The sequence below is a fragment of the Citricoccus sp. NPDC055426 genome (genome assembly GCF_040677445.1).
Lineage (GTDB): Bacteria > Actinomycetota > Actinomycetes > Actinomycetales > Micrococcaceae > Citricoccus.
The window spans coordinates 1-21160 of record NZ_JBFARZ010000002.1; the positions used below are offsets into that span (position 1 = coordinate 1).

A 21160-nucleotide genomic window follows, 5' to 3' on the forward strand; every position below is an offset into this window, starting at 1 on the left:
GACGGCGGCTGCACCGCCCCCGGCTGCTGGATCCCCGCACCATGGTGCGAAGCACACCACGTAGAGCATTGGGAACACGGCGGACCCACCTCAGTGCAGAACGGGGTACTACTCTGCGTCCACCACCACCACGCCGTGCACTCCGGCGCCTGGGACATCGACATGAGAACCGGCAACCCGTGGTTCATCCCCGCCCCCTACCTGGACCCCCGAAGACAACCCCAACGCAACCTCTACTGGCGACAACGGTGAACCCTCCGCAGGAAATCCGACGGACCTACTCCACCGCCGCTGACCACCACGCCCGACTACAGACGCACCCGGCGCGCACGCATGCCCGCAGCACGAGCCGCCAACGCGGCAGACGGGGCCAGGGAGACCCCAACGCGTGAACCTGCTGGTCTGGTTGGGCACCCGGCAGCACGAGGCGCCCAGATTCGCTGAAGACCTGCGCAGACCCCGCACAGATAGCGGAGCCGAACACGATGTACAGCCACCTAAGATCCAGACGAGAATCGCCGGCGACCTCGGCACCCTGGCCGATCCCGAACCTTGACTGCCCGGACTTGAGCCTCGGAAAGTCCCGGCGGAAGGGGCCCGGACAGGGCGAAGGCCCCGGGACACCATCGCTGGTGTCCCGGGGCCTTCGCCGTGGGATGGTGGAGATGGCGGGAATTGAACCCGCGTCCGATGCAGTGTTGCCAGGTCTTCTCCGGGCGCAGTGTGCACTGGGTGTTACTCGGCCCTGGCTGTCCTACACACAGGCAGCCAACCCGGGCCCAGCCGGATTAATGTCTCCACCACGACCCCCGGCGAGGGCGGTGGACAGTGGCTATCTAGTTGACGCCAGGATCCGGGGCGATAGCATCCCCGGGCTGACGGACTCGTTCACTGATCAGGCAGCGAGAGCGAAGTCAGTGCGCTTAGATTCGGCACTTGTTGGTTTGCAGAGAGCGTTGACGAGATGACTCTGCATCCTCGGCCCGCTTCCCCTGTCGCGACTCACATCGTCGAAACCGATCATCCCCGTATTCAGTTGACAAGCAACCGTCCATCATCCGGTCCCTGCGGAGCTTCGCTGACTCTCCACCTGACCCGGACTGTCCAGTGTAACGCATGCGCCGCCCCGGGTATTCCACGCCGGCCGACCACCAGGCCGGCCGCCGGGTCGGGCCCTCCGGTCAGGCGGCGCCGCGGTTGCGGAGCCGCATGGCCCGCTGGGCCTCACGGTTGTCCTGCTTCTCCCTCAGCGCATGGCGCTTGTCATAGTCCCGCTTGCCCTGGGCCACCGCGATCTCGACCTTGACGCGGCCATCCCGGAAGTACAGCTGCAGGGGGACGATGGTGTGCCCGGCCTCAGCGATCTGGCGGGAGATCTTCGTCAGTTCCTGGCGGTGCAGCAGCAGCTTCCGCCGGCGCCGGGCCGAGTGGTTGGTCCAGGAGCCGTTGAGGTATTCCGGGATGTAGACCTGCTCCAGGAAGAGTTCGTCGCCGTAGAACACCGCGAAGCCCTCAACCAGAGAGGCGTGACCTTCCCGCAGGGACTTGACCTCGGTGCCCATCAGGGAGATCCCGGCCTCATAGGTGTCCAGGATGAGGTAGTTGTGCCGGGCCTTGCGGTTGGTCGCGATGACCTGCCGGCCGTCCGGCGTCTTCTTGCTGCCGGTCTTGCCGGCTGACTTCTTGGCCACGGTGACTCCTCTCCCGTCCAGTGACACGGACTGACCAGTCTACCCGCGCCGTCCATGGCGGCACGGCGCTCCCTCCAGGGCCCCGGCCAGAACCCCTAGAGCAGGCCGGCCGGGTTGACGGCCCGGCCGTCCAGGATGGTCTCGAAGTGCAGGTGGCAGCCCGTGGAGTTTCCGGTGGTGCCCGTGTAGCCGATGACCTGACCGCGCTTCACGTCTTGGCCCGGGGAGACGATGGAGCGGGTCATGTGGTGGTACTTGGTAGCCAGGGCGCGGCCGTTGACCACCCCGTGGGAGACGACCACGCGGTTGCCGGAGGTCCAGACAGCCCAGTCGGCGTTCCAGACCTCGCCGTCCGCCGCGGCCCGGATCGGCAGGCCACAGCCTCCACCGAAGTCCATCCCGGTGTGCACGTACCCGCCGGCGCCCCCGTAGTCGAAGGTGCCGGACGGCGTCGGGCGCCATCCGAAGCCGGAGGTGATGTAGGTGTTCAGGGGCCACTGCAGCCCCCAACCGCTGGAGGTGCTGGCGGCCTTCTGGGCCGTGCTGGCCCGCTCCTCCGCGGCCTCGGCCTCCCGGTTCGCCTGCTCCGACGCCTGTTGGGCCTTGCGGGCGGCCGCCCGGTCCGCCTGTGCTGCGGCCTCGCGGGCCTTGCGGGCCGCCTCCTCGGCGGCGCGCCGCTTGCGCTCGGCCTCGGCGACGGCCTCACGGTGCTTCTCCTGCAGGTCCGAGGTCTTCGAGGCCTCCGCCGTCAGCGCCCGCTGGCGTTCGGCGATCTGCTCGTTGACCTGGTCCTGCTCCGCACGGTTGGCGTCGATCTGGGCCTGTATTTTCGGGCGCTCGGCCTTCAGCTCGTCTGTCAGCCGGGAGGTTGCGGAGACCATCTGGTCCAGTTCCCGCTTGGCATCGGCGGCCTCGTTGCGGGCCTGCTCCTCGCGCTGCAGCGCCTGCTCGGCCTCGGCCCGCAGGTCCCGGATCTCGCCCTCGACGGCGGCCAGGCGCACCTCGGCGTTGACCTCGGTGGATCTGGATTGGGAGACCGAGGAGATGCGGCTGTTCTGGATCCGCAGGGCCTGGTTGGCCAGCCCCATGGCGTCCGGCAGCGAGGAGTCACTCAGCCCCAGGATGAAGGCCAGGTCCGAGGAGACCCCGCCCTGCTTGTAGGCCTGGTTGGCGATCTGCCCGATCTCGGTGGCGGCGGCGTCCAGCTCCTGCTCGCTCGCGGCGATCTCGGCCAGGATCTCCGAGCGGCTCGACTCGGCCTGTCGGACCCGTTCGTTCAGGGACGCCACCTCGGCGGTGGCCGCCGAGACGCGCCCCTCCGCCGCGGACAGCGCCTTCTGGGCTCCCGGCAACTGGTCCTGCAGTCCGTTCAGGTCCCGGATCTTCTCGGCGATGTCCGCGTCGAGCCCCTCGAGGGACGCGTCCAGGTCACCCTGGCGGTCCTTCAGCTCGGACTGCTCGCCCCCGAGGTCCCCGATCTCCCGGTCGATCTCCGCCTGGTTGCGCTCAGCCTGCTCGATCTGCCGCTGCAGGTCATCCACCGAGTCCTGGGCCACGGCGGTACCGCCCATGGACAGGGTCATCAGCGTCACCAGACCGGCGCCGAGGATGGCGCGGGAGAGTCGGCGTCGGGTCACGGTGGGCCTCCGGGGTCGGGGTGCGATGCGAGTGGTCGGGCTAAGGGTCGGGCTAAGGGTCGAACGAGGGGTCAGATCTCAATACGGCAGACGTCAGGTCACAATAGTCACACGAGCCCCAAGGTCATCACACCTTAAGATAACGTCTCAGCGTCAGAATCGACGAAAGCGCGGCCAGCAGGACCGCCACGCCCAGCAGCAGCGGGATGAGGATGAGCGCGTCCACGCCGGCGATGAACCCGGTCCCCGGGTACTGTCCCGTGAGCCAGTCCCCGATGAAGAACTCCGCGATCGCCCAGGTGGTCAGGCTCGCCAACAGGGCGCCGATCAGGGCCGCGATGACGCCCTCCAGCAGGAAGGGCAGCTGGATCATGGTCTTCGAGGCGCCGACCAACCGCATGATCCCGGTCTCGCGCCGTCTCGAGAAGGCTGAGAGTCGGATGGTGGTGGCGATCAGCAGCACCGCGCAGACCAGCATCACCACGGCCACGGAGACGGCGATGACGGAGGCCATGTTCATCAGCGAGAAGATCTGCTCGAGCAGTTCGCGCTGGTCGGACACGATCTCCACGCCGGGCATCGACGAGAACAGCTCGTTCACGACCTCGTACTGCTCGGGGTCCACCAGGGCCACCCGGAAGGACTCCGGCAGCTGCTCGGCCGTGACGGTTCCGGACATCGCCGAGTTCTTGAACTGTTCCTGGAAGATCTCCAGGGCCTGCTCCTGGGACTCGTGCTCGTAGCTCTTGATATAGGGGGCGGCTGTGGAGGAGTCCAGCAGCGCCTGGATGGACTCCCGCTGCCCGTCCGTGACGGGCCCGGAGGCGCAGGAGGTGGTGGTGGAGGTGTCAGTGCACAGGAAGATCGCCACCTCCACCCGGTCATACCAGTACCCCTTCATCTGGTTGATCTGCAGCTGGAGCAACCCGGCGGTGCCCACGAAGGTCAGGGAGATGAAGGTCACGAGGATCACCGAGACCACCATGGACAGGTTGCGGCGGATACCGGAGAAGGTCTCCCCGAGGACGAAAGCGAACCTCATGCCGTGGCCCCCTCGGTGCCGACGGGATCGGTGCCGGCGGGATCGGTGCCGGCGGGATCGGTGCCGGCGGGGTCGATGCTGGCGGGATCCGTGCCGGCGGGATCGGTGCGGTAACCGCCCTCGGTCTCATCGCGGATGATCTCGCCGGCGCTCAGCTCCACCACGCGGCGGCGCATCTGGTTGACGATGTCGTCGTCATGCGTGGCCATCACCACGGTGGTGCCGTTCTGGTTGATCTTGTCCAGCACGGACATGATGCCCAGCGAGGTCTCCGGATCGAGGTTTCCGGTCGGCTCGTCCGCCAGCAGGATGTCCGGCCGGTTCACGATGGCGCGGGCGATGGCCACGCGCTGCTGCTCGCCGCCGGAGAGCTCGTGCGGCATGCGCCTCTCCTTGCCCGCCAGGCCCACCGTCTCCAGGACCTCGGGCACGTCCTTGCGGATCTGGGCCCTGCCCTTGCCGAGGACCTGCATGGCGAAGGCCACGTTGGCGTAGACGGTCTTGTTGGGCAGCAGGCGGAAGTCCTGGAAGACCACGCCGATCCCCCGACGCAGCCTCGGCACCCGCCAGGACGGCAGCCGCGCCACGTTCCGGCCCACCACGTAGACCGCACCCCGACTGGCCCGTTCCTCTCGAAGCATGAGACGGATGAAGGTGGACTTCCCGGAACCGGACGCCCCCACCAGAAAGACGAATTCGCCGCGCTCGAACTCCACCGTGACGTCCTGCAACGCTGGACGGGAACGGCGGTCATAGACCTTGGTGACCTGCTCGAACCGGATCATGTTCCATACTCGCCCCCGGACATAGACGTCCTGCGGCACCAGGGGGGATCGGTAGGGGAAGACGCGGTGCTCGCGGAGTCCACCGTAGTCACGAAGTGATAACAGCGGTGGGACCTCGGGCCCGGAAGGTGCCGGTGTGTCACCACCGGGCGCCCCGGCGCCCCGGCCCCGACGGGGGCTCAGTCCTCCTCTGCGCGGACCACCGCCGCCACGGCCCCGGCCCCGGCCGGGGCCATCACGATCGTGTAGTGGTTCGTCCCCGGGACCTCCACGCTGCGCAGGTGGGCCGCGAGCGCGGGAACCCGGTCCCGCCAGGCGGCCAGGTACTCGGGGGTGTACAGCCCCGGCTGCTCGTTGTACAGCCCCCGGGCGGACCACAGCAGGGTGGCGGGTACCGCCAGGGCCTCGAGGGCCGCCAGCAGGGAGCCGTCCGCCTGCAGCTCCTGGGTGTCCTGGGCCATCGCCTCATACCGGGTGGCCGGACGCAGGGAGCCGACGGACGGATCCGCCGGGGCGCACGGTTCGAGGTCGTAGGCGATGTAGTCCTCCATCAGCGGCCGCATGCCGGGCTCCGCGCCCGGGCCCCGGCCCCAGGCCATGCCGAGGGCGGGGTGGACCTGCCAGAAGCCCCGGTACTCGTCCACGGAGCCGAAGCGCATGGCCAGCCGTTCGGCCACCGGGCCAAGGATCGCCTGCACGATCTCGTCGGGTCCGAGCCCGGCGGGCACCTTCAGGGGGATCCCGCCGTCCACCAGGACCACGGAGGAGACCTGCTCCGGATGGAGGTGGGCGAGCACCAGGGTCACGAACGCTCCCATCGAGTGACCGATGACGGTGACCGGCCCGGAGGCCAGCTCACCGATCACGGCGGCCATGTCCGCCGCATGGGTCCTCATCCCGAAGGGACCCGGCAGGTGGTTGGAGCGGCCACGGCCGCGCAGGTCCGGGGCCAGGATGCGGACCTCGGGCAGCTGTTCGGCCAGCAGGCCGAAGCTGCGGTGGGAGGCGGAGACACCGTGCACCGCCAGGATGGTGGGCGCCGCGGGGTCCGTGGGACCCCACACCCCGACCGTCAGCAGGCCCCCCGGCACGGCCACTGTCTCCTGCCGGTACCCGGGGCCCACCTCGGTGTGCCGGTGCAGATCCTTCAACACGGCCAGCTCAGCGGTGGACTCAGCAGTGGACTCAGCGGTGGTCATCATCAGGTCCTGTTCCGTCCACGGGGGCCAGGGCCCGCTCGATGAACTCCATCATGGTGTCGAAGACGTGGTCCGGGATGTCCGCGGCGGCCTGCCCTGCGGAGTCCTCCTCCTGGGGCCAGAGCACCCAGCGCATCCCGATGATCTCGCCGATGCCCATCAGGGCCCAGGCCACCACCTCGGGGTCCATCCGGTGCACCTCACCGGTCTGCTGGCCCTCCTCGATCCCCTGGGCGTAGCCGTCCACGATCTTGGCGTAGTGCAGACGCAGCGCATCCGGTGAGGCGAACTCCGCCTGGCGGATGATCCGGTACAGCGCCGGGTGCTCTGCCGTGAAGCGGAAGAAGGCCCGGAAGCCGGCGCGTTCGGAGGCGATCCGGCCGGTCTCGGCCCGGGAGGCGTCGTTCATGGCGCGGCGGACCCGGCGGTTGAGGTCCACCACGACCTCGTTGAAGATCTCCTGCTTGCCCTCGAAGTAGAGGTAGAAGGTCCCGAGGCCGCAACCGGCCTGCTCGGTGATCTTGACGATCGAGGCGGCCGGGTAGCCCAGCTCGGCGAAGATCGTCTCGGCGGCGTCCAGCAGCCGGCGCCGGGTGCGCAGCCCGCGGGCGGTCAGGACCGTGCCCCGCGTGGTCGTCGGGGCGCTGACATCCGCCGCGTCGGTGTCCGTGTCTGGGTGGAGCGGCTCAATGGCCATGGTGGGTCCTCTCAGGGGCCGGCACTGGGTTGGCTGGGGTTGCGGCCCGGCCCGGCGCGGGGTGGGCGGTCCGCAGCCGGGAGCGGGCGATCTTCTCGAGCCCGGTCCGGGGCAGTTCGGTCACGAAGGTGTAGGCGGCCGGTTGCTTGAAGCCGGCGAGCCGGCCGGCACAGTGCTCCCGCAGGGCGGTCTCGTCCACGGGGACGCCGCGGCGCAGCACCACGTAGGCGTGCCCGCTCTCCCCCCAGCGCCCATCCGGTACGCCCACGACGGCGGCCGCGGCCACCCCGGGGTGGCTCACCAACACGTCCTCCACCTCGGCGGGGACCACGTTCTCCCCGCCGGAGACGAAGATGTCCTTGAGCCGGTCGACGATCCGGAAGTACCCCTCGGCGTCCCGCTCGACCAGGTCCCCCGTGTGCAGCCAGCCGCCGACCAGGGCCCGGTCCGTGGCGGCCGGGTCCCGGAAGTACCCGGCGAAGACGCTGGGCCCGGCGACCAGCAGCTCCCCCGTGGCGGGGCCCTCCAGCACGGCGCCGGTGACCGGGTCCGCCACCGCCACCTCCACGTGGGGGTAGGGCCGGCCCATCCAGCCGACCCGCTCGGTGGCGTCCTCGGCCGGCAGGGACAGCACGTTGGGGCCGGCCTCGGTCAGGCCGTAGCCCTGGACCAGGGGCACCCCGCGGACATGCCAGACACGCAGCAGGGCCGGCGGCATGGAGGCCCCTCCCACCACGGCCAGGCGGAGGCTGGACAGGTCGGTGGCGGCGAACCGCGGGTGTTCGGCCAGCATCAGGTACTGGGCCGGCACGGCCATCAGGGTGGTGATCCGGCGGTCGGCGATCAGCGCGAGCACCCGGCCCGCGTCGAAGGTCCGCTCCATCACCACGGTCGCACCGGTCCACCAGGCCAGCAGCGGCTGGATGTTCCAGCCCCCCGTGTGGAACTGGGGCAGCACGGCCAGCACCACGTCGGAGGAGGTGATCTCCAGGGTGCGGGACAGGGCCAGGTTGTTCCAGAAGCAGTTCGCATGGGTGAGGACCGCCGCCTTGGACCGCCCCTCCGTGCCGGAGGTGAACGGCATCAGGACGGGGTCCTCGTCCCGGACGGGACTGCCCGGCTCCCGCCACAGGGCGGGGTTCAGAGCCTCGCAGCTGGGACCGGAGGCAGTCGCGGAGGGCGGCCGGGCCGGCGTCGGGACCTCCGCCTCGATCCCGTCCAGGCCGGGCAGGGCCCTCGGCGGGGGCAGCGGCACCAGGGCGCAGGCCTCCGCCGCCAGGGAGCCGAAGTCCTCCTCGACGACTAGCAGGGCGGGATCCGCGGTGCCCAACTGGGTGGCCACCTCCGCGGGGCGCAGCCGCCAGGACAGGGGCGTGAGCACGAGCCCGGACTTGGCGCAGGCGAAGAACAGCACCACCTGGTCCGCGCTGTTGCCGCTCAGCGTGGCGATCCGCTCCCCCGGCCGGTACCCGGCGGCCACGAGCCTCTCGGCCAGCCGGGTCGCCCGGGCCTCCAGGTCGCGGTAGGTCAACGCGACCCCCGCGTCTAGGATCGCCGTGCGGGTCGGGGTGGCCACCGCGCGGTCGGCGGTCCACCGGCCGAGGGTGTGCAGCCCGCCGGTGGCCGGGGTGCTCATGGCGTGCTGGGGGCTCATGCCGACTGCTCCAGGAGGTCCACGGGGTCCTTCTTCCGGTTGGTGCGTCCACCGTAGCGGGCACCCATCCGGCGCACGAAGCCGGCGAGGCCGCCGGGCATGAACAGCACCACGAGCACGAAGAGCGTCCCGAGCAGGAACAGCGGCTCGGACAGCGGCACCCGCAGGATGGCGGGCATCGCCTGGATCGTGTCGGACTGGGCCAGCACGGTCAGGCGCTGGTCCAGCAGGGTGTAGAGCACCCCGCCCAGCACGGCGCCCCAGCGCGAGCCCACTCCGCCGAGCACCACCATGACCAGCAGGGAGATGGTGAAGTCCGCGGAGACGGTCTTGGGCACGGCCCCGGACTGCAGCAGCAGGTGCACCATGCCCACGCAGGCGGCCAGGGTGCCGCCGACCACGAAGACCAGCAGCTTGGCCACATAGGGCTTCAGCCCCAGCACCCGCACCCGGTTCTCGTTCTCCCGGACGGCCTCGGCGAGGCGCCCGGCGCGGGAGTTCTGGATCCAGGTGACCACCGCGAAGACCAGCACGAGCACGATCAGCGCCAGCCAGTACAGGTTCCGGGTGTTGGACACGCCCACCAGGAACGCGGGGACCTGCTCCGTGTTCAGGCTCAGGCCCTCCTCACCGCCGGTGGCGCTGCCCGGGTTGCGGCGCACCAGCACGGAGCCGGCCTGGGCGAACGCGAGGGTGACCATGGCGAAGGGGATGCCGGAGACCCGCAGGGCCACCGAGCCGGTGAGCCCGGCCAGCAACACCACGAGCACCAGGGTGAGGATCATGGCGGGGATCAGGCCCATGCCGGTGCGTTCGAGCAGGATGCCCAGCAGGTACGCCCCGGCCCCCACATAGAGGGCGTGGCCGAAGGACAGCAGCCCGGCCACCCCGATCAGCATGTGGTAGGTCAGCGCGGCCGCGCCCATCAGCAGGCACAGGGCCATCAGCTGCAGCGCGCCGGGCTGGTAGGTGGCGGTCGGCAGGAGGCCGGGCACCTGGATGTTCAGCATCGGCAGCAGGGCCAGGAACAGAAGCCCGACGGCGGCCAGGGCCGGTTTCAGGAATCGGCGCTCCGGGCGCGCCCCGCCGGTGGAGGGCCGCGGTCCACCGCCTCGCGGCGGCGGGGTCAGGGACGCCTGCAGCCGATCCTTCACCGTGGTGCCGGTCGAGGAGGTGCCGGTCGATGAGGTGCCGGTCGATTCTTCCGTGGAGGCGCTCATGCCGTGGCCACCTTTCGTCCCATCAGTCCGGAGGGCCTGGTCAGCAGGACCACTGCGAGGAGGATGACGACCACGAAGTCGCCGACGCCCCAGTAGAAGTTGGCGAACTGCTGGAGCACGCCGACCACCACGGCCGCCACGGCCGCACCGGCCAGGGAGCCCAGCCCGCCGATCACCGTGACGATGAACGCGAAGATCAGCAGGGATCCGCCGAGCATCGGGGAGACGTAGCCGAAGAAGTGGCTGGCAAGCACGCCACCCAGTCCGGCCACCGCGCCACCGATGGTGAACACGAGGGTGAAGGCCCGGCGGACGTCGATCCCCAGGGCGGTGACCATGGAGCGGTTCTCCACCCCGGCCCGGATGATCATCCCGTAACGGGTCTTCTTCAGGAACAGCACCAGGCCGAGCAGCACGAGCCCCGCGAGCGGGATGGTGATGAACAGGTCGTTGGAGATGTGGGCCCCGAGGATCTCGGTGGTCATCCCCATCCACGTGGGCCCCTGGATGAACACGGGGTCCGTGCCCCAGACGCCCTCGAAGAGGGCGATGGCCGCGAGGTTGAGCCCCACCGTCACCAGGACCTGTTCGATGTGGCGTTCATACAGCGGTCTGATGAGGATGAACTCCGTGGCGGCCGCGAGCAGCGCGCCCACCAGGCAGCCGACGAGCAGGGAGAGGGCGAAGCCGCCCCAGGAGTCGGCCCCCACCAGGCGGGCGGTCTCCCACCCGATGAGCGCACCCAGGGTGAGGAAGGCCCCGTGGGCGAAGTTCAGCACCCCCATCAGCCCGTAGATCAGGGACAGCCCGGAGGCCACCAGGAAGTACACGGCGCCGAGGCCGAGGCCGGTGATCAGCAGCAACACGATGGTGCTCATGGGTGGGCCCCCTCTGCGGTGGTCTGGGTGCTGGTCTGGGTGCTGGTCTGGGCGCTGGTCTCGGTGCTCGTCTCGGTGGCTGTTCCGACGCCGAGGTACCGGGTGACCAGCTCCTCGTCCGCCAGGAACTCCGCCGCGGAGTCGGTGGTGTGCACCACGTGGCCGTCCGAGAGGACGATCGCCCCGGCCGCCAGCTGGCGGACCACCGCGAGGTTCTGCTCCACGAGCAGGATGGGGACGGTCCGGGCGGCCTCGGCCAGCGCCTCGGCCACCTCGCCGACGATCTTGGGCGCCAGGCCCTTGGTGGGTTCGTCCACCAGCAGCACGCGGTTCTGGTTCATCAGGGCGCGGGCCAGGGAGACCATCTGCTGCTGGCCGCCGGAGAGTGTGCCGGCGGGCTGCTGGGCCCGCTTGACGAGGTCCGGGAACAGGGACTCCACGAGCTCGCGCCGCGGGTTCTCGTCCCGCTCGGAGAGCCGGAGGTTCTCCGCCACGGACAGCCCGGCGAAGACCTCCCGGTCCTCCGGCACGTAGCCGACGCCGCGCTGGACGATCCGGTGGGTGGCCAGGGAGGTGATGTCCTGCCCCTCGAGGCTCACGGTGCCGGCGTCGCGGTGGATCAGGCCGAGGATGGCCTTGATCGAGGAGGTCTTGCCGACCCCGTTGCGGCCCAGCAGGGCGGTGATGCCCTGGGCGGGGACATCGAAGGTCACGTCCTCCACCACCTGTTGGCCGTTGATCGAGGCCTGCAGGTTCTGCACGGAGAGTATGGAGCTCATGCCACCTGTCCTGTCTGTTCGGTCGGTGCGCCCGCCTGCCCTTCGGACTGTCCGAGGTAGGCGGCCTGGACCTCGGCGTTGGCCATGATGGCCTCCGGCTCGTCCACGGCCAGCAGCGTGCCGCGATGCATCACGGCCACCCGGTCCACGAGCCCGAGGACCACCTCCATGTGGTGTTCGACCATCATCAGGGTGCGCCCGGACTCGCGGTGGATGCGCCGGATGATCTCCACGAGCCCGGGGACGTCCCCCGAGCCGACCCCGGCCATCGGCTCGTCCAGCAGCACGACCTCCGGATCGGTGGCCAGGATCATGGCGATCTCGACCTTGCGCTTGTCCCCGTGGGACAGCCCCCCGGCCGCGGCCTGGAGCCGGTGGGTCAGGCCCACCTGCTCCAGGCATTCCAGGGCCCGCCGGGTGGCCGCATCCGAGGACCGCGGGAAGCGGAACAGGGACAGCGAGCCGCCCATGGCGGCCTGGGCCGCCAGGCGGACGTTCTCCTGGACGCTCAGGCCCGGGAACAGCGAGGAGGTCTGGAACGTGCGCCCCAGCCCGGCCCTGGCCCGGCGGTCGACGGCCAGGTCGGTGATGTCCTGGCCGTTCATGGTGATCCGCCCCTCGGTGGGGCGCATCAGTCCGGAGACCAGGTTGAACAGGGTGGTCTTGCCGGCCCCGTTGGGGCCGATCACCCCGACCATCTCGCCGGAGGCCACCTCGAGGTCGATGGCCTCGAGGATGCGGGCGCCGCCGATCTGCAGTCCGATGCCCTGGAAGCGCAGGGCCACGCCCCGTTCGGTCGGTGGGGTCGGTGCCATCGCCGTGGTGCCGGCCACCGGCCTCACTGCTCCGCGACGGGAGGAGCGGCGTCCTCCGCCGAGACGGTGTCGACCAGCTCGGCCGTCCACTCGGAGCCGTCCTGGACCAGTTCGGCCTGGTACATGTCCTGGATCAGGGCGTGGTCCTCGCCGCGCACCGTGGTGGTGCCCTTCGGGCCCTCGAACTCCCAGTCCTCGAGGGAGGCGATCATGGAGTCCACGTCCGTGCCGCCGCCCTCCTCGATGGCGCGGACGATCATCTGCCCGGCCACGAAGCCGTCCGGGGTGAAGAGATCGGGCTCGGCCCCGGCCTCCTCGACGTGCTCGATCATGAAGTCCTCGACCTCGTTCTGCCCGGCCCCCGGGAAGTAGTGGGAGAGGAAGGAGATCTTCTCGCCGGCGGCACCGTACGCGCCGTAGGTGGCCTTGTTCGCCAGGCCGGTCACGATCGGGGCGGCCTCGAAGGCCCCCTGCTGGTCCAGTGCCTGCCACATGGACCCGGCGTTGGCTCCGGCCCAGGCGACGAACACCAGGTCCGGGTCGGCGTCCACGATCTGGCGGGCGAACGGCGTGAACTCGGTGACGTCCTCGGGGACCAGGATCTCGGAGACGTTGGCGCCCTCGGCCCCGAGGACGGCGTCCACGGCGGCCACATTGCCCTGGCCGAAGGCGTTGTCCTGGGCGAAGACGGTGACATCCGCCCCGTCCAGGTCGTCCACGAACTGGCCGGCGGTGGCCACGTCCTGCACCGACTGGCGGCCGGAGCGGAAGGTGTAGTCGTTGATGCCCGTGATGGCGTCCGTGGCGGCCGGTCCGGAGATGTACAGCACCTGGTTCTGCTCGGCCTGTTCGGCGAGCTTAAGGGCGATGCCGGAGACGGTGGTGCCGGCGAGGATGGAGTACTCCTTGCCGATGAGCGTCTTGGCGATGGAGACACCCTTGTCCGGGTCGCCGCCGTCGTCATGGTAGGTCAGGTTGATCTCGGTCTCCCCCACCTTCCCGGTGCCGTCCGTGGCGTAGTCGATGCCGGCCTGGAGCCCGTTGTAGTACTCCTCGCCGTAGGCGGCCAGGGGGCCGGTCTCCGAGTAGACGATGCCGACGTCGACGGACTCGGGCGCTCCGCCCTCCTCGCCTCCGCCGGTGGCCGTGCCCTCGGTCGGGGCGCAGGCGGTGAGGGTCAAGCCGGCGGCCAGCAGGCCTGCGGTGAGGAATGTGGCTGGGGTCTTCGCGTTCTTCACGGCGGTGGGCCTTTCCATGGGACCGATGATGCGGTGCTGGGTTCAGTGCGCTGGGTTCAGTGCTGAGTGCGGTGTTGGGTGAAGTGCTGAGTGCGGTGTTGTGCGGTGTTGCCGGGGGATTCACCTGAAAGGCGATTCAGGTTCTGGATCGAGTATGTGTGACGCGTCACACCGGCGTCAAGGGTTCCGGGGAAATTTCCTGAATCACCTTTCAGGTTGACCTGATGTCGCAGGTCACCGCCCAGCTGTGGCGATCCGTTCCGGCCCGTGGATGCAGCGAGGCCCGGCCACCGCGTTGCGGTGACCGGGCCTGCGGGAACCGGCCGGCCGGCGTCGTGCCGGGGGTCGGATGGAGGGGGGTCGGATGGAGGGGGTCGGACGGAGGGGCGCCCCTAGTGCAGGGTGGCGCCGGTGGCGGAGCGGACCTCGTCCTCGCTGAGGCCGGGCGCGGTCTCCACGAGCACCAGCCGGGGGGCCGAGCCGTCAGCGGGCTTCTCCACGTCGATCACGGCCTTGTCCGTGATGATCCGGTCCACCACGCCCTGGCCGGTGAGCGGCAGGTCGCACGTGCTGAGGATCTTCGGGGAGCCGTCCTTGGCGTTGTGGTCCATCAGCACGATCACCACGCCGGCGCCGTGGACCAGGTCCATGGCCCCGCCCATGCCCTTGACCATCTTGCCGGGCACCATCCAGTTGGCGAGGTCCCCGTTCTCGGCCACCTGCATGCCGCCGAGCACCGCCACGTCGATCTTGCCGCCCCGGATCATCCCGAAGGAGGCCGCCGAGTCGAAGAAGGAGGCGCCCGGGCGGACCGTCACGGTCTCCTTGCCGGCGTTGATCAGGTCCGGGTCCACGTCCTCGTCCAGCGGGTAGGGCCCCACCCCGAGGATGCCGTTCTCCGACTGCAGCACCACGGTGCGGGATTCGGGGATGTGGTTCGGGATCAGCGTGGGCATCCCGATCCCCAGGTTCACGTAGGCCCCATCCGGCAGTTCCTGGGCGGCACGGGCCGCCATCTCATCACGGGTCCAGCTCATCGGGTCTCCTCCCCATCCTGTCCGGCGCCGGCTGCGGCGCGCACCGTGCGCTTCTCGATCGGCTTCTCGATGTCCGGGCCGACCTCCACGATGCGGTGGACGTAGACCCCGGGCAGGTGCACGTGATCCGGATCGATCTCCCCCGGTTCCACGAGCTTCTCCACCTGGGCGATGCACACGGTGGCGGACATGGCCGCCGGCGGGGCGAACTGGCGGGTGGCCTTGTTGAAGACGAGGTTGCCGTGGCGGTCCCCCATCGCAGCGTGGACCAGGGCGAAGTCCGTCACGATGGACTCCTCCAGTGCGTAGTCCTTCTCACCGGTGTGGCCCAGGGTGAAGGACCGGACGTCCTTGGCGGCCGAGGCCTTGGCCACCGAGCCGTCCGCGTTGTACTTCATCGGCAACCCACCGTCCGCCACCTGGGTCCCGACGCCGGAACGCGTGTAGAACGCGGGGATGCCGGCTCCCCCGGCGCGCAGCTTCTCGGCCAGGGTGCCCTGCGGCACCAACTCCACCTCCAGCTCGCCCTCCAGGTACTGCCGGGCGAACTCCTTGTTCTCCCCCACATAGGAGGAGGTCATCTTGGAGATGCGGCCGGCGCCGAGCAGGATGCCCAGTCCCCAGCCGTCCACGCCGCAGTTGTTGGACACGATGGACAGGTCCTTCGCGCCCTGCTCCTTCAGCGCCTCGATCAACTGGATGGGGTTGCCGGAGAGGCCGAAGCCGCCTACGGCCAGCGAGGAGCCGTCCGGGATGTCCTGGACGGCTTCCGCCGCCGATGCCACCGTCTTGTCCAAACTCATGGTGAACCTACTCTCTTGCTCGTGTGGTCTGGCTGGTCACTGGGGCGGTCCGGCTCACTGGGCGGTCCAGCCGCCGTCCATGGTGTAGGAGGCGCCGGTGGCCATCCCGGAGGCGTCCGAGGCCAGCCACAGCACGAGCGAGGCGACCTCCTCCGGCTCGGTCAGCCGCTTGATGGCCGAGTGCGTGAGCATGATCTTCTCCAGCACCTCGTCCTCGGAGATGCCGTGGGTGCTGGCCTGGTCCGCGATCTGCTGCTCCACCAGGGCGGTCTTCACGTAGCCGGGGTTGATGCAGTTGGAGGTGACCCCGTGCGGCCCGCCCTCCAGGGCGGTCACCTTGGACAGGCCCTCGAGGCCGTGCTTGGCGGAGACGTAGGCGCTCTTGAAGGCCGAGGCCCGCAGGCCGTGCGCGGAGGACAGGTTGATGATCCGGCCGAAGCCCCGCTCGTACATGCCCGGCAACACGGCCCGGGTCAGCAGGAACGGGGATTCGAGCATGAGCCGGTGGATGAAGCGCCAGGCCTGCGGGTCGAACTCGTGGATCGGTGCCACCCGCTGGATCCCGGCGTTGTTCACCAGGATGTCCGCGTCCAGCCGCACCTCCTCCAGGGCCTGGGTGTCGGCCAGGTCCGCCACCCAGGCGGTGCCCCCGACCTCGGCGGCCAGGGCCTCGGCGGCCTCGGCGTTGAGGTCCGCCACGGTCACCGTGGCTCCGGCGGAGGCCAGGGCACGCACGCAGGCCGCGCCGATGCCGGAGGCCCCGCCCGTCACCACGGCGGTGCGGCCGGCCAGGTGGCCGTCCCGGAAGATGGAGGCCCCCTGCTGGGGCCGGTGCTGCTGGGAGGGTGCGTCGGTCACGGTGTGCCTGCCTCTCGTGGGTGGGGGTAGGGGTGAGGGTGAGGGTAGGGGTGGTGGTGGGGGTGGTGGTGGGACGGATGCGGTGCGGTCGGTTCTAGCGGCGAGTCAGACGGTCGGTCCTAGAGGCTCAGCAACAGGGCCTCGCCCTGACCGCCACCGCCGCAGAGGCTGACGGCGGCCCTGCCGCTGCCGCGCCGGGACAGTTCCAGCGCGGCCGTCAGGGCGAGCCGTGCGCCGGAGGCCCCGATGGGATGGCCCAGGGCGATGGCGCCACCGTGGATGTTGGTCTGCTCGGCCGGGTAGTCCAGGTCCTTGAGGGACTGGACCAGCACGGCGCCGAAGGCCTCGTTGATCTCGATGAAGTCGAGATCCCGGACAGCCCAGCCTCCCTTGGCCACGGCCGCCTTGATGGCGTTGGCCGGCTTGGAGTGCAGGGAGGAGTCGTCCGGGCCGGCGACCTGCCCGGCCGCGCCCACGGTGGCCAGGATCCTCAGGCCCCGCTCCTCCGCGAAGGCGCGGGACGTCACCACGAGCGCCGCGCCGCCATCCGAGATGGGCGAGGAGTTGCCGGCGGTGATGGTGCCGTCCTTGCTGAAGGCCGGGCGCAGCGTCCCGAGGGATTCCACGGTGGTCTCCGGGCGGACGCCCTCATCGGCCGAGACCACGATCGGCTCGCCCTTGCGCTGCGGGATCTCGATCGGGGCGATCTCCGCCTCGAACAGCCCCTCGGCCTGCGCTGCGGCGGCCCGCTGGTGGGAGGCGGCGGCGGGCGCGTCCTGGGCGGCGCGGTCGATCTGCCGCTCGGCGTTGCCGTCCTCGGTCAGGTCCCCCATGGACTCCTTGCTCAGGGCGTCCGTGAGGCCGTCGTAGGCGACCGAGTCGACCATCGTCACGGGGCCGTACTTGTGGCCCTTGCGCGAGTCGGGCAGCAGGTGCGGCGCGTTGGTCATGGACTCCTGGCCGCCGGCCACCACCACGCTGGCCTCACCCAGGCGGATCAGCCGGGCGGCATCGATCACGGCGGTCAGGCCGGACAGGCAGACCTTGTTGACGGTCACCGCCGGGACGTCCCAGCCGATCCCTGCCGCCAGGGCGGACTGCCGGGCCGGGTTCTGCCCCTGGCCGGCCTGGACCACCTGGCCCATGATGACCGCCTCGACGTCACCGGCCTCCACCCCGGAGCGTTCCAGGGCGTGCCGGATGGCGTGCGCCCCCAGGTCCATGGCCGTCAGGGACGCCTGCTGGGACAGCAGCCGGGTGAAGGGGGTCCGCGCCCCGCCGACGATCACCGCATCGTGGGCCGAGCGCTGCTCCGCCGCGGGGGTGGTTGCCGGGGTGGTGGGGTTGGTGGACATCGAATACTCCTTGGTGAATCACGATTAACTGATGGTCAAGACCTTACCCGGACCGGGCTCAGGCGAGGCCGAGCAGGAACAGCGCGCCCAGCAGGATCGCCACGGTGACGACGGGGACCACCAGGGTGACCATGCCGATGTCCTTGTACGACTGGCGGTGGGTCAGGCCGCACACGATCAGCAGGGTGACCACCGCACCGGAGTGCGGCAGGGTGTCCAGTCCGCCGGCGGCCAGGGCGGTCATCTTGTGCATGATCTCCAGGCTCACGCCCTGATCCTCGGCGAGGCTCCTGAGCTCCCCGCCGAAGGCGTTCAGGGCGATCGTCATGCCGCCGGAGGAGGACCCGGTGATGGCGGCGGTGACGGAGGTGGACACCACGGAGGTGATCAGGGCACCGCCGCCGATGTTGAACACGGAGTCGCGGATGAAGGCGAACGCGGCCACGGAGGCCACCACCGCGCCGTAGCCGACCTCCGAGCCGACCGAGAAGATCGGCAGCATGGAGCCCTTCACGCCCTCGGCGAAGCCCTTGCGCAGGGCGGCGAACTCGCGGGCGTTGAAGGCCACGATCACCAGGATGGCCACCAGCAGACCCAGGATCACGGCCCAGACGCCGGAGCGGCTGTCCATCTGGATCCCGCCGAACTTCTCCTCGGAGAGGTAGCTCCAGTCCAGGACCGGGAAGATCAGCAGGGTGCAGGCGAAGGTGACCGCGAAGACCGTCAACAGCGGGATGAAGGGGATGACCGCGTTGGACGGGGCGAGCAGTGCCGTGACGCCGTGGGCGTTGTCCTCGGTCTCGACGGTGGGGCGGTCGCCGGCGCGCTCGTCCTGGCGCAGTGCGGCACCGGGGCCGCCTCCGGCACGGGGATGGGCGGCGGCATGGCTGGCGGCGTGGATGGCGGACTTGCCGTCCGCCTTGGTGCCCACGGGGCTGTCGAAGTGCTCCCCCTTGGCCCGCATCGACTTGCGGCGGTACTCCAGCCAGGCCCAGCCGCCGCCGAAGATCATCAGGGCGGCGATGATGCCCAGCACCGGGGCCGCGTAGGCACCGGTGCCGAAGAACTGGCCCGGGATGAGGTTCTGGACCTGCGGGGTACCCGGCAGTGCGGTCATGGTGAAGGTGAAGATGCCCAGGGCGATGGTGCCGGGGATCAGCCGCTTCGGGATGTCCGCCACCCGGAACAGCTCACGGGCCAGCGGGAACATCACGAACGCGACCACGAAGAGGCTGATGCCGCCGTAGGTCATCAGGGCCGAGGTCAGCACGGTGGCCAGGATGGCGTTGCGGGCGCCGATCCAGCCCGTCACGGTGCGGGCGATCGACTCCGCATAGCCCGTCACCGTCATCAGCAGGCCGAAGATGGCGCCGAGCAGGAAGATCGGGAAGTAACTCCCCACGTACCCGGCCATGGCCGGCATGAAGATCTCGGTGTAGGAGGCCAGGATCGGCGCACCGGAGAAGACCACCGCGACGACGGAGGCGATCGGCGCCGCGATGATCACGGGCATACCGCGATAGGCCAGCGTGATGAGCAGGACGAGGGACAGGATGATCCCGATGATCCCCAGAAGCATGGGTGGTACCTCTCGGACGTGGGGGTGGAACGGCCGGTGCAGGACCGTGGCCCGCCGGCTGCAGGCCCGCCCCGAGGACTATAGAAGGACTATAGGAGCGTGACGTACATCACGATCACGACGAGGCGACTTCTACCAGCATGGACCTGAAGAGTGATTCAGGCTACGTCCGGGTCTTCAAAGGCGGGGCGGTCCTTTGGTAGCTGGCGACGAAACGCGGTGTGCGGTCAGGGCCCATGAGGCCTCGATGAGCGTCTCGACGTCCTGGACGTTGCCGCCGGTGAGCTCGCGGTACCGCTTCAGGCGGTAGCGCAGGGTGTTCACGTGCACCGGGATCGAGGCCGCCGCGTTCGGGATGTTCAGCCCGTGGTCCAGGTAGGCGCCCAGGGCCTCCAGCACCAGCTCGCCGAAGGGGCCCTCCTCCACCACGGGGGCCACGTGCTTGTCCAGCAGCAGCCGGGTGGTCTCCGGGCTGGACTGGATGCCCATGCGCCAGGACAGCGCGTCCACGTCCACCACACCGGTCCAGCCCACCCGGTGGGCGGCCTCCAGGACCCGGGTGGCCACGGTGAAGGACTCCCCCACCTGGGTCAGGTGGCCCGCCGAGCCCAGCGCGATGGTGAGCCCGGGCTCCGGGGCCGCGCGGCCGACGTCGTCCATCAGGATCCCCACGGCGCCCTCACCGCGGGGCGCGGTCAACAGCCGGACCCCGGCGCGCTCGGCCCACTGCTGCAGCTTCTCTGCAGGGTCCCCGCCCTCGCCGGCCGGCGCCGTGGCGCGCACGGCGCGGACCGGCCGGTCCAGGGGGAGGTCATAGGTGCCGGCGCCGGCCAGCAGGGCGGTGCGGTCCAGCCCGCCGATCACGGCATCCCGGATCCAGTGGGTGCGGCGGGCGGAATCAGCCACGGCCTGGGCGATCGAGCGGTCCCGGTGGACCACCACGGCCTGCGTGGTGAAGGCGTCTCCGAGCGCCCACAGCAGGGTGCTGAAGTCCAGCGCCCGCTCCGGGGGCACCCCGTGACGCGGGGCCAGGTCCAGCAGGTGGCGCAGGATCACGGACATGGACAGGCGGAAACCGGCGAGCACGCTGACGATGGACACGCCCTGGCGCATCCGCTCCTCCATCAGGGTGCGCGGCTCCTCGATCTGTTCGGCGTCCGGCGCCCGGCCGTCCCGGAGGGTCCGGATGCTCAGGTCCAGATTGCGCCGGGCCGAGGCGCGCACGGACTCGGCGGGGATGTCCTCGTAGCCCGGGATGGTGGCCCGCAGCTCGGCCACCGTGTCCTCGAGGATCGCGGCGTCCGACTCCAGGTCCGCCAGCAGCGCGCGCAGGCGATGGTCCCCGGCACTGTCCACCGTGACTACCTCCCGGACTCCGCGAGCCCCGCGAGGCGGTCGATCGAGCCCATCAGGCGTTCCGGGGTGTGCCAGCGGGCGCGGGCGAAGCGGGACTCGTCTGTGAGCCGGGTCCAGTCATAGGTGTGGCGGACCAGGGTGGTGCCGTCTGCGGCGGGTTCCAGCTCCCAGCGCCAGAGGTGGCCTCGGGGTTCCTCCCCGACCGGCGCAGGCAGCCAGGCGATGAGCCGGCCCTCCGCGAACTCGACCACGTGGTTCTGACGGGTGGCGCCCTCCTTGGTCAGGACCATGGTGAACACGTCCCCCACGGCGGTGACAACCTGCCCGGACGGTGCCTGCGCCAAGTTGTCGTTGCCGTCCCACTCGGGTTGGCGGGCCGGGTCTGCGATCAGCCCGAAGATCAGCGACGCCGGCGCGCGCACCGAGCGCTCGGCGCTCACGACGCGTTCGGACACGGGCGGCGAGCCAGGCTGGTCGGGCTGGTCGGGCTGGTCGGGCTGATCGGATCGGGTCGCCATGGGGCAGGTCCTTCCAGTC

Annotated in this window: 20 protein-coding genes and 1 other RNA gene; 1 reads left to right on the plus strand and 20 read right to left on the minus strand. The window is 70.3% G+C overall.

Going from position 1 to position 21160, the window contains the following annotated elements; all coding sequences use genetic code 11:
* Window positions 1-252 (plus strand): HNH endonuclease signature motif containing protein (locus AB0K08_RS03865; protein ID WP_363351886.1); only part of this gene is annotated, 252 nt, incomplete at its 5' end.
* Between the two features lie 405 nt (window positions 253-657).
* On the opposite strand, the gene ssrA is transcribed toward AB0K08_RS03865, so the two are convergent.
* The 20 genes from ssrA to AB0K08_RS03965 form a co-directional block, all read right to left on the minus strand.
* Window positions 658-1028, minus strand: a transfer-messenger RNA (tmRNA) gene (gene ssrA, locus AB0K08_RS03870).
* Between the two features lie 153 nt (window positions 1029-1181).
* Window positions 1182-1691, minus strand: a complete 510-nt coding sequence (gene smpB / locus AB0K08_RS03875; RefSeq protein WP_363351888.1) for an SsrA-binding protein SmpB — start codon at window positions 1689-1691, stop codon at window positions 1182-1184.
* A gap of 95 nt (window positions 1692-1786) precedes the next feature.
* Window positions 1787-3328: a peptidoglycan DD-metalloendopeptidase family protein gene (locus AB0K08_RS03880; RefSeq protein WP_363351890.1), complete on the minus strand. Its 1542-nt coding sequence runs from the start codon at window positions 3326-3328 to the stop codon at window positions 1787-1789.
* Window positions 3329-3455: 127 nt separating this feature from the next.
* Complete coding sequence (gene ftsX / locus AB0K08_RS03885) at window positions 3456-4370, minus strand: permease-like cell division protein FtsX (RefSeq protein ID WP_363351892.1); 915 nt, start codon at window positions 4368-4370, stop codon at window positions 3456-3458.
* Window positions 4367-5155 (minus strand): cell division ATP-binding protein FtsE, encoded by a 789-nt coding sequence (ftsE, locus tag AB0K08_RS03890; protein ID WP_363351894.1) that lies wholly within the window; start codon window positions 5153-5155, stop codon window positions 4367-4369. Before ftsE ends, ftsX begins: the two co-directional genes overlap by 4 nt.
* A gap of 179 nt (window positions 5156-5334) precedes the next feature.
* Entirely contained in the window at window positions 5335-6357 is a 1023-nt protein-coding gene (locus AB0K08_RS03895; protein ID WP_363351896.1) for an alpha/beta hydrolase, read from the minus strand.
* The gene (locus tag AB0K08_RS03900; RefSeq protein WP_363351898.1) at window positions 6341-7051 is read right to left on the minus strand and encodes a TetR/AcrR family transcriptional regulator; all 711 of its coding nucleotides are present in this window, start codon (window positions 7049-7051) and stop codon (window positions 6341-6343) included. Before AB0K08_RS03900 ends, AB0K08_RS03895 begins: the two co-directional genes overlap by 17 nt.
* Window positions 7041-8705: an AMP-binding protein gene (locus AB0K08_RS03905; protein WP_363351900.1), complete on the minus strand. Its 1665-nt coding sequence runs from the start codon at window positions 8703-8705 to the stop codon at window positions 7041-7043. Before AB0K08_RS03905 ends, AB0K08_RS03900 begins: the two co-directional genes overlap by 11 nt.
* Window positions 8702-9715 (minus strand): branched-chain amino acid ABC transporter permease, encoded by a 1014-nt coding sequence (locus AB0K08_RS03910; RefSeq protein ID WP_363352551.1) that lies wholly within the window; start codon window positions 9713-9715, stop codon window positions 8702-8704. The genes AB0K08_RS03905 and AB0K08_RS03910 overlap by 4 nt, the downstream gene beginning before the upstream one ends.
* A gap of 206 nt (window positions 9716-9921) precedes the next feature.
* A complete protein-coding gene (locus tag AB0K08_RS03915) occupies window positions 9922-10803 on the minus strand; it encodes a branched-chain amino acid ABC transporter permease (RefSeq protein WP_363351902.1) in 882 nt (293 codons plus the stop codon).
* A complete protein-coding gene (locus AB0K08_RS03920; RefSeq protein WP_363351904.1) occupies window positions 10800-11582 on the minus strand; it encodes an ATP-binding cassette domain-containing protein in 783 nt (260 codons plus the stop codon). Before AB0K08_RS03920 ends, AB0K08_RS03915 begins: the two co-directional genes overlap by 4 nt.
* Complete coding sequence (locus AB0K08_RS03925; protein WP_363352552.1) at window positions 11579-12397, minus strand: ABC transporter ATP-binding protein; 819 nt, start codon at window positions 12395-12397, stop codon at window positions 11579-11581. The genes AB0K08_RS03920 and AB0K08_RS03925 overlap by 4 nt, the downstream gene beginning before the upstream one ends.
* Before the next feature lie 23 nt (window positions 12398-12420).
* Complete coding sequence (locus AB0K08_RS03930; RefSeq protein WP_363351906.1) at window positions 12421-13653, minus strand: substrate-binding domain-containing protein; 1233 nt, start codon at window positions 13651-13653, stop codon at window positions 12421-12423.
* A 374-nt stretch (window positions 13654-14027) separates the two neighbouring features.
* Complete coding sequence (locus tag AB0K08_RS03935; protein WP_363351908.1) at window positions 14028-14672, minus strand: 3-oxoacid CoA-transferase subunit B; 645 nt, start codon at window positions 14670-14672, stop codon at window positions 14028-14030.
* Window positions 14669-15475 (minus strand): CoA transferase subunit A, encoded by an 807-nt coding sequence (locus tag AB0K08_RS03940; RefSeq protein WP_363351910.1) that lies wholly within the window; start codon window positions 15473-15475, stop codon window positions 14669-14671. Before AB0K08_RS03940 ends, AB0K08_RS03935 begins: the two co-directional genes overlap by 4 nt.
* Window positions 15476-15529: 54 nt before the next feature.
* Window positions 15530-16285 carry a 3-hydroxybutyrate dehydrogenase gene (locus tag AB0K08_RS03945; RefSeq protein ID WP_363352553.1) on the minus strand — a complete coding sequence of 252 codons (756 nt, stop codon included), beginning with the start codon at window positions 16283-16285 and terminating at the stop codon, window positions 15530-15532.
* 167 nt (window positions 16286-16452) lie between these two features.
* The gene (locus AB0K08_RS03950; protein WP_363351912.1) at window positions 16453-17688 is read right to left on the minus strand and encodes an acetyl-CoA C-acetyltransferase; all 1236 of its coding nucleotides are present in this window, start codon (window positions 17686-17688) and stop codon (window positions 16453-16455) included.
* 58 nt (window positions 17689-17746) lie between these two features.
* Window positions 17747-19267, minus strand: a complete 1521-nt coding sequence (locus tag AB0K08_RS03955; protein WP_363351914.1) for a GntP family permease — start codon at window positions 19265-19267, stop codon at window positions 17747-17749.
* 177 nt (window positions 19268-19444) lie between these two features.
* The gene (locus tag AB0K08_RS03960) at window positions 19445-20623 is read right to left on the minus strand and encodes a helix-turn-helix domain-containing protein (protein ID WP_363351916.1); all 1179 of its coding nucleotides are present in this window, start codon (window positions 20621-20623) and stop codon (window positions 19445-19447) included.
* A 5-nt stretch (window positions 20624-20628) separates the two neighbouring features.
* Entirely contained in the window at window positions 20629-21141 is a 513-nt protein-coding gene (locus AB0K08_RS03965) for an SRPBCC family protein (RefSeq protein WP_363351918.1), read from the minus strand.
* Between the last annotated feature and the right edge of the window lie 19 nt (window positions 21142-21160).

Bases quoted from the DNA above. Each gene is read 5' to 3' on its own strand.
- AB0K08_RS03965 (WP_363351918.1), bottom strand. From the start codon at position 21,141: ATGGCGACCCGATCCGATCAGCCCGACCAGCCCGACCAGCCCGACCAG.
- AB0K08_RS03895 (WP_363351896.1), bottom strand. From the start codon at position 6,357: ATGATGACCACCGCTGAGTCCACTGCTGAGTCCACCGCTGAGCTGGCC.
- AB0K08_RS03900 (WP_363351898.1), bottom strand. From the start codon at position 7,051: ATGGCCATTGAGCCGCTCCACCCAGACACGGACACCGACGCGGCGGAT.
- AB0K08_RS03915 (WP_363351902.1), bottom strand. From the start codon at position 10,803: ATGAGCACCATCGTGTTGCTGCTGATCACCGGCCTCGGCCTCGGCGCC.
- AB0K08_RS03930 (WP_363351906.1), bottom strand. From the start codon at position 13,653: ATGGAAAGGCCCACCGCCGTGAAGAACGCGAAGACCCCAGCCACATTC.
- ftsX (WP_363351892.1), bottom strand. From the start codon at position 4,370: ATGAGGTTCGCTTTCGTCCTCGGGGAGACCTTCTCCGGTATCCGCCGC.
- AB0K08_RS03920 (WP_363351904.1), bottom strand. From the start codon at position 11,582: ATGAGCTCCATACTCTCCGTGCAGAACCTGCAGGCCTCGATCAACGGC.
- ftsE (WP_363351894.1), bottom strand. From the start codon at position 5,155: ATGATCCGGTTCGAGCAGGTCACCAAGGTCTATGACCGCCGTTCCCGT.
- AB0K08_RS03935 (WP_363351908.1), bottom strand. From the start codon at position 14,672: ATGAGCTGGACCCGTGATGAGATGGCGGCCCGTGCCGCCCAGGAACTG.
- AB0K08_RS03950 (WP_363351912.1), bottom strand. From the start codon at position 17,688: ATGTCCACCAACCCCACCACCCCGGCAACCACCCCCGCGGCGGAGCAG.
- AB0K08_RS03925 (WP_363352552.1), bottom strand. From the start codon at position 12,397: ATGGCACCGACCCCACCGACCGAACGGGGCGTGGCCCTGCGCTTCCAG.
- AB0K08_RS03955 (WP_363351914.1), bottom strand. From the start codon at position 19,267: ATGCTTCTGGGGATCATCGGGATCATCCTGTCCCTCGTCCTGCTCATC.
- AB0K08_RS03940 (WP_363351910.1), bottom strand. From the start codon at position 15,475: ATGAGTTTGGACAAGACGGTGGCATCGGCGGCGGAAGCCGTCCAGGAC.
- AB0K08_RS03910 (WP_363352551.1), bottom strand. From the start codon at position 9,715: ATGCTGAACATCCAGGTGCCCGGCCTCCTGCCGACCGCCACCTACCAG.
- AB0K08_RS03905 (WP_363351900.1), bottom strand. From the start codon at position 8,705: ATGAGCCCCCAGCACGCCATGAGCACCCCGGCCACCGGCGGGCTGCAC.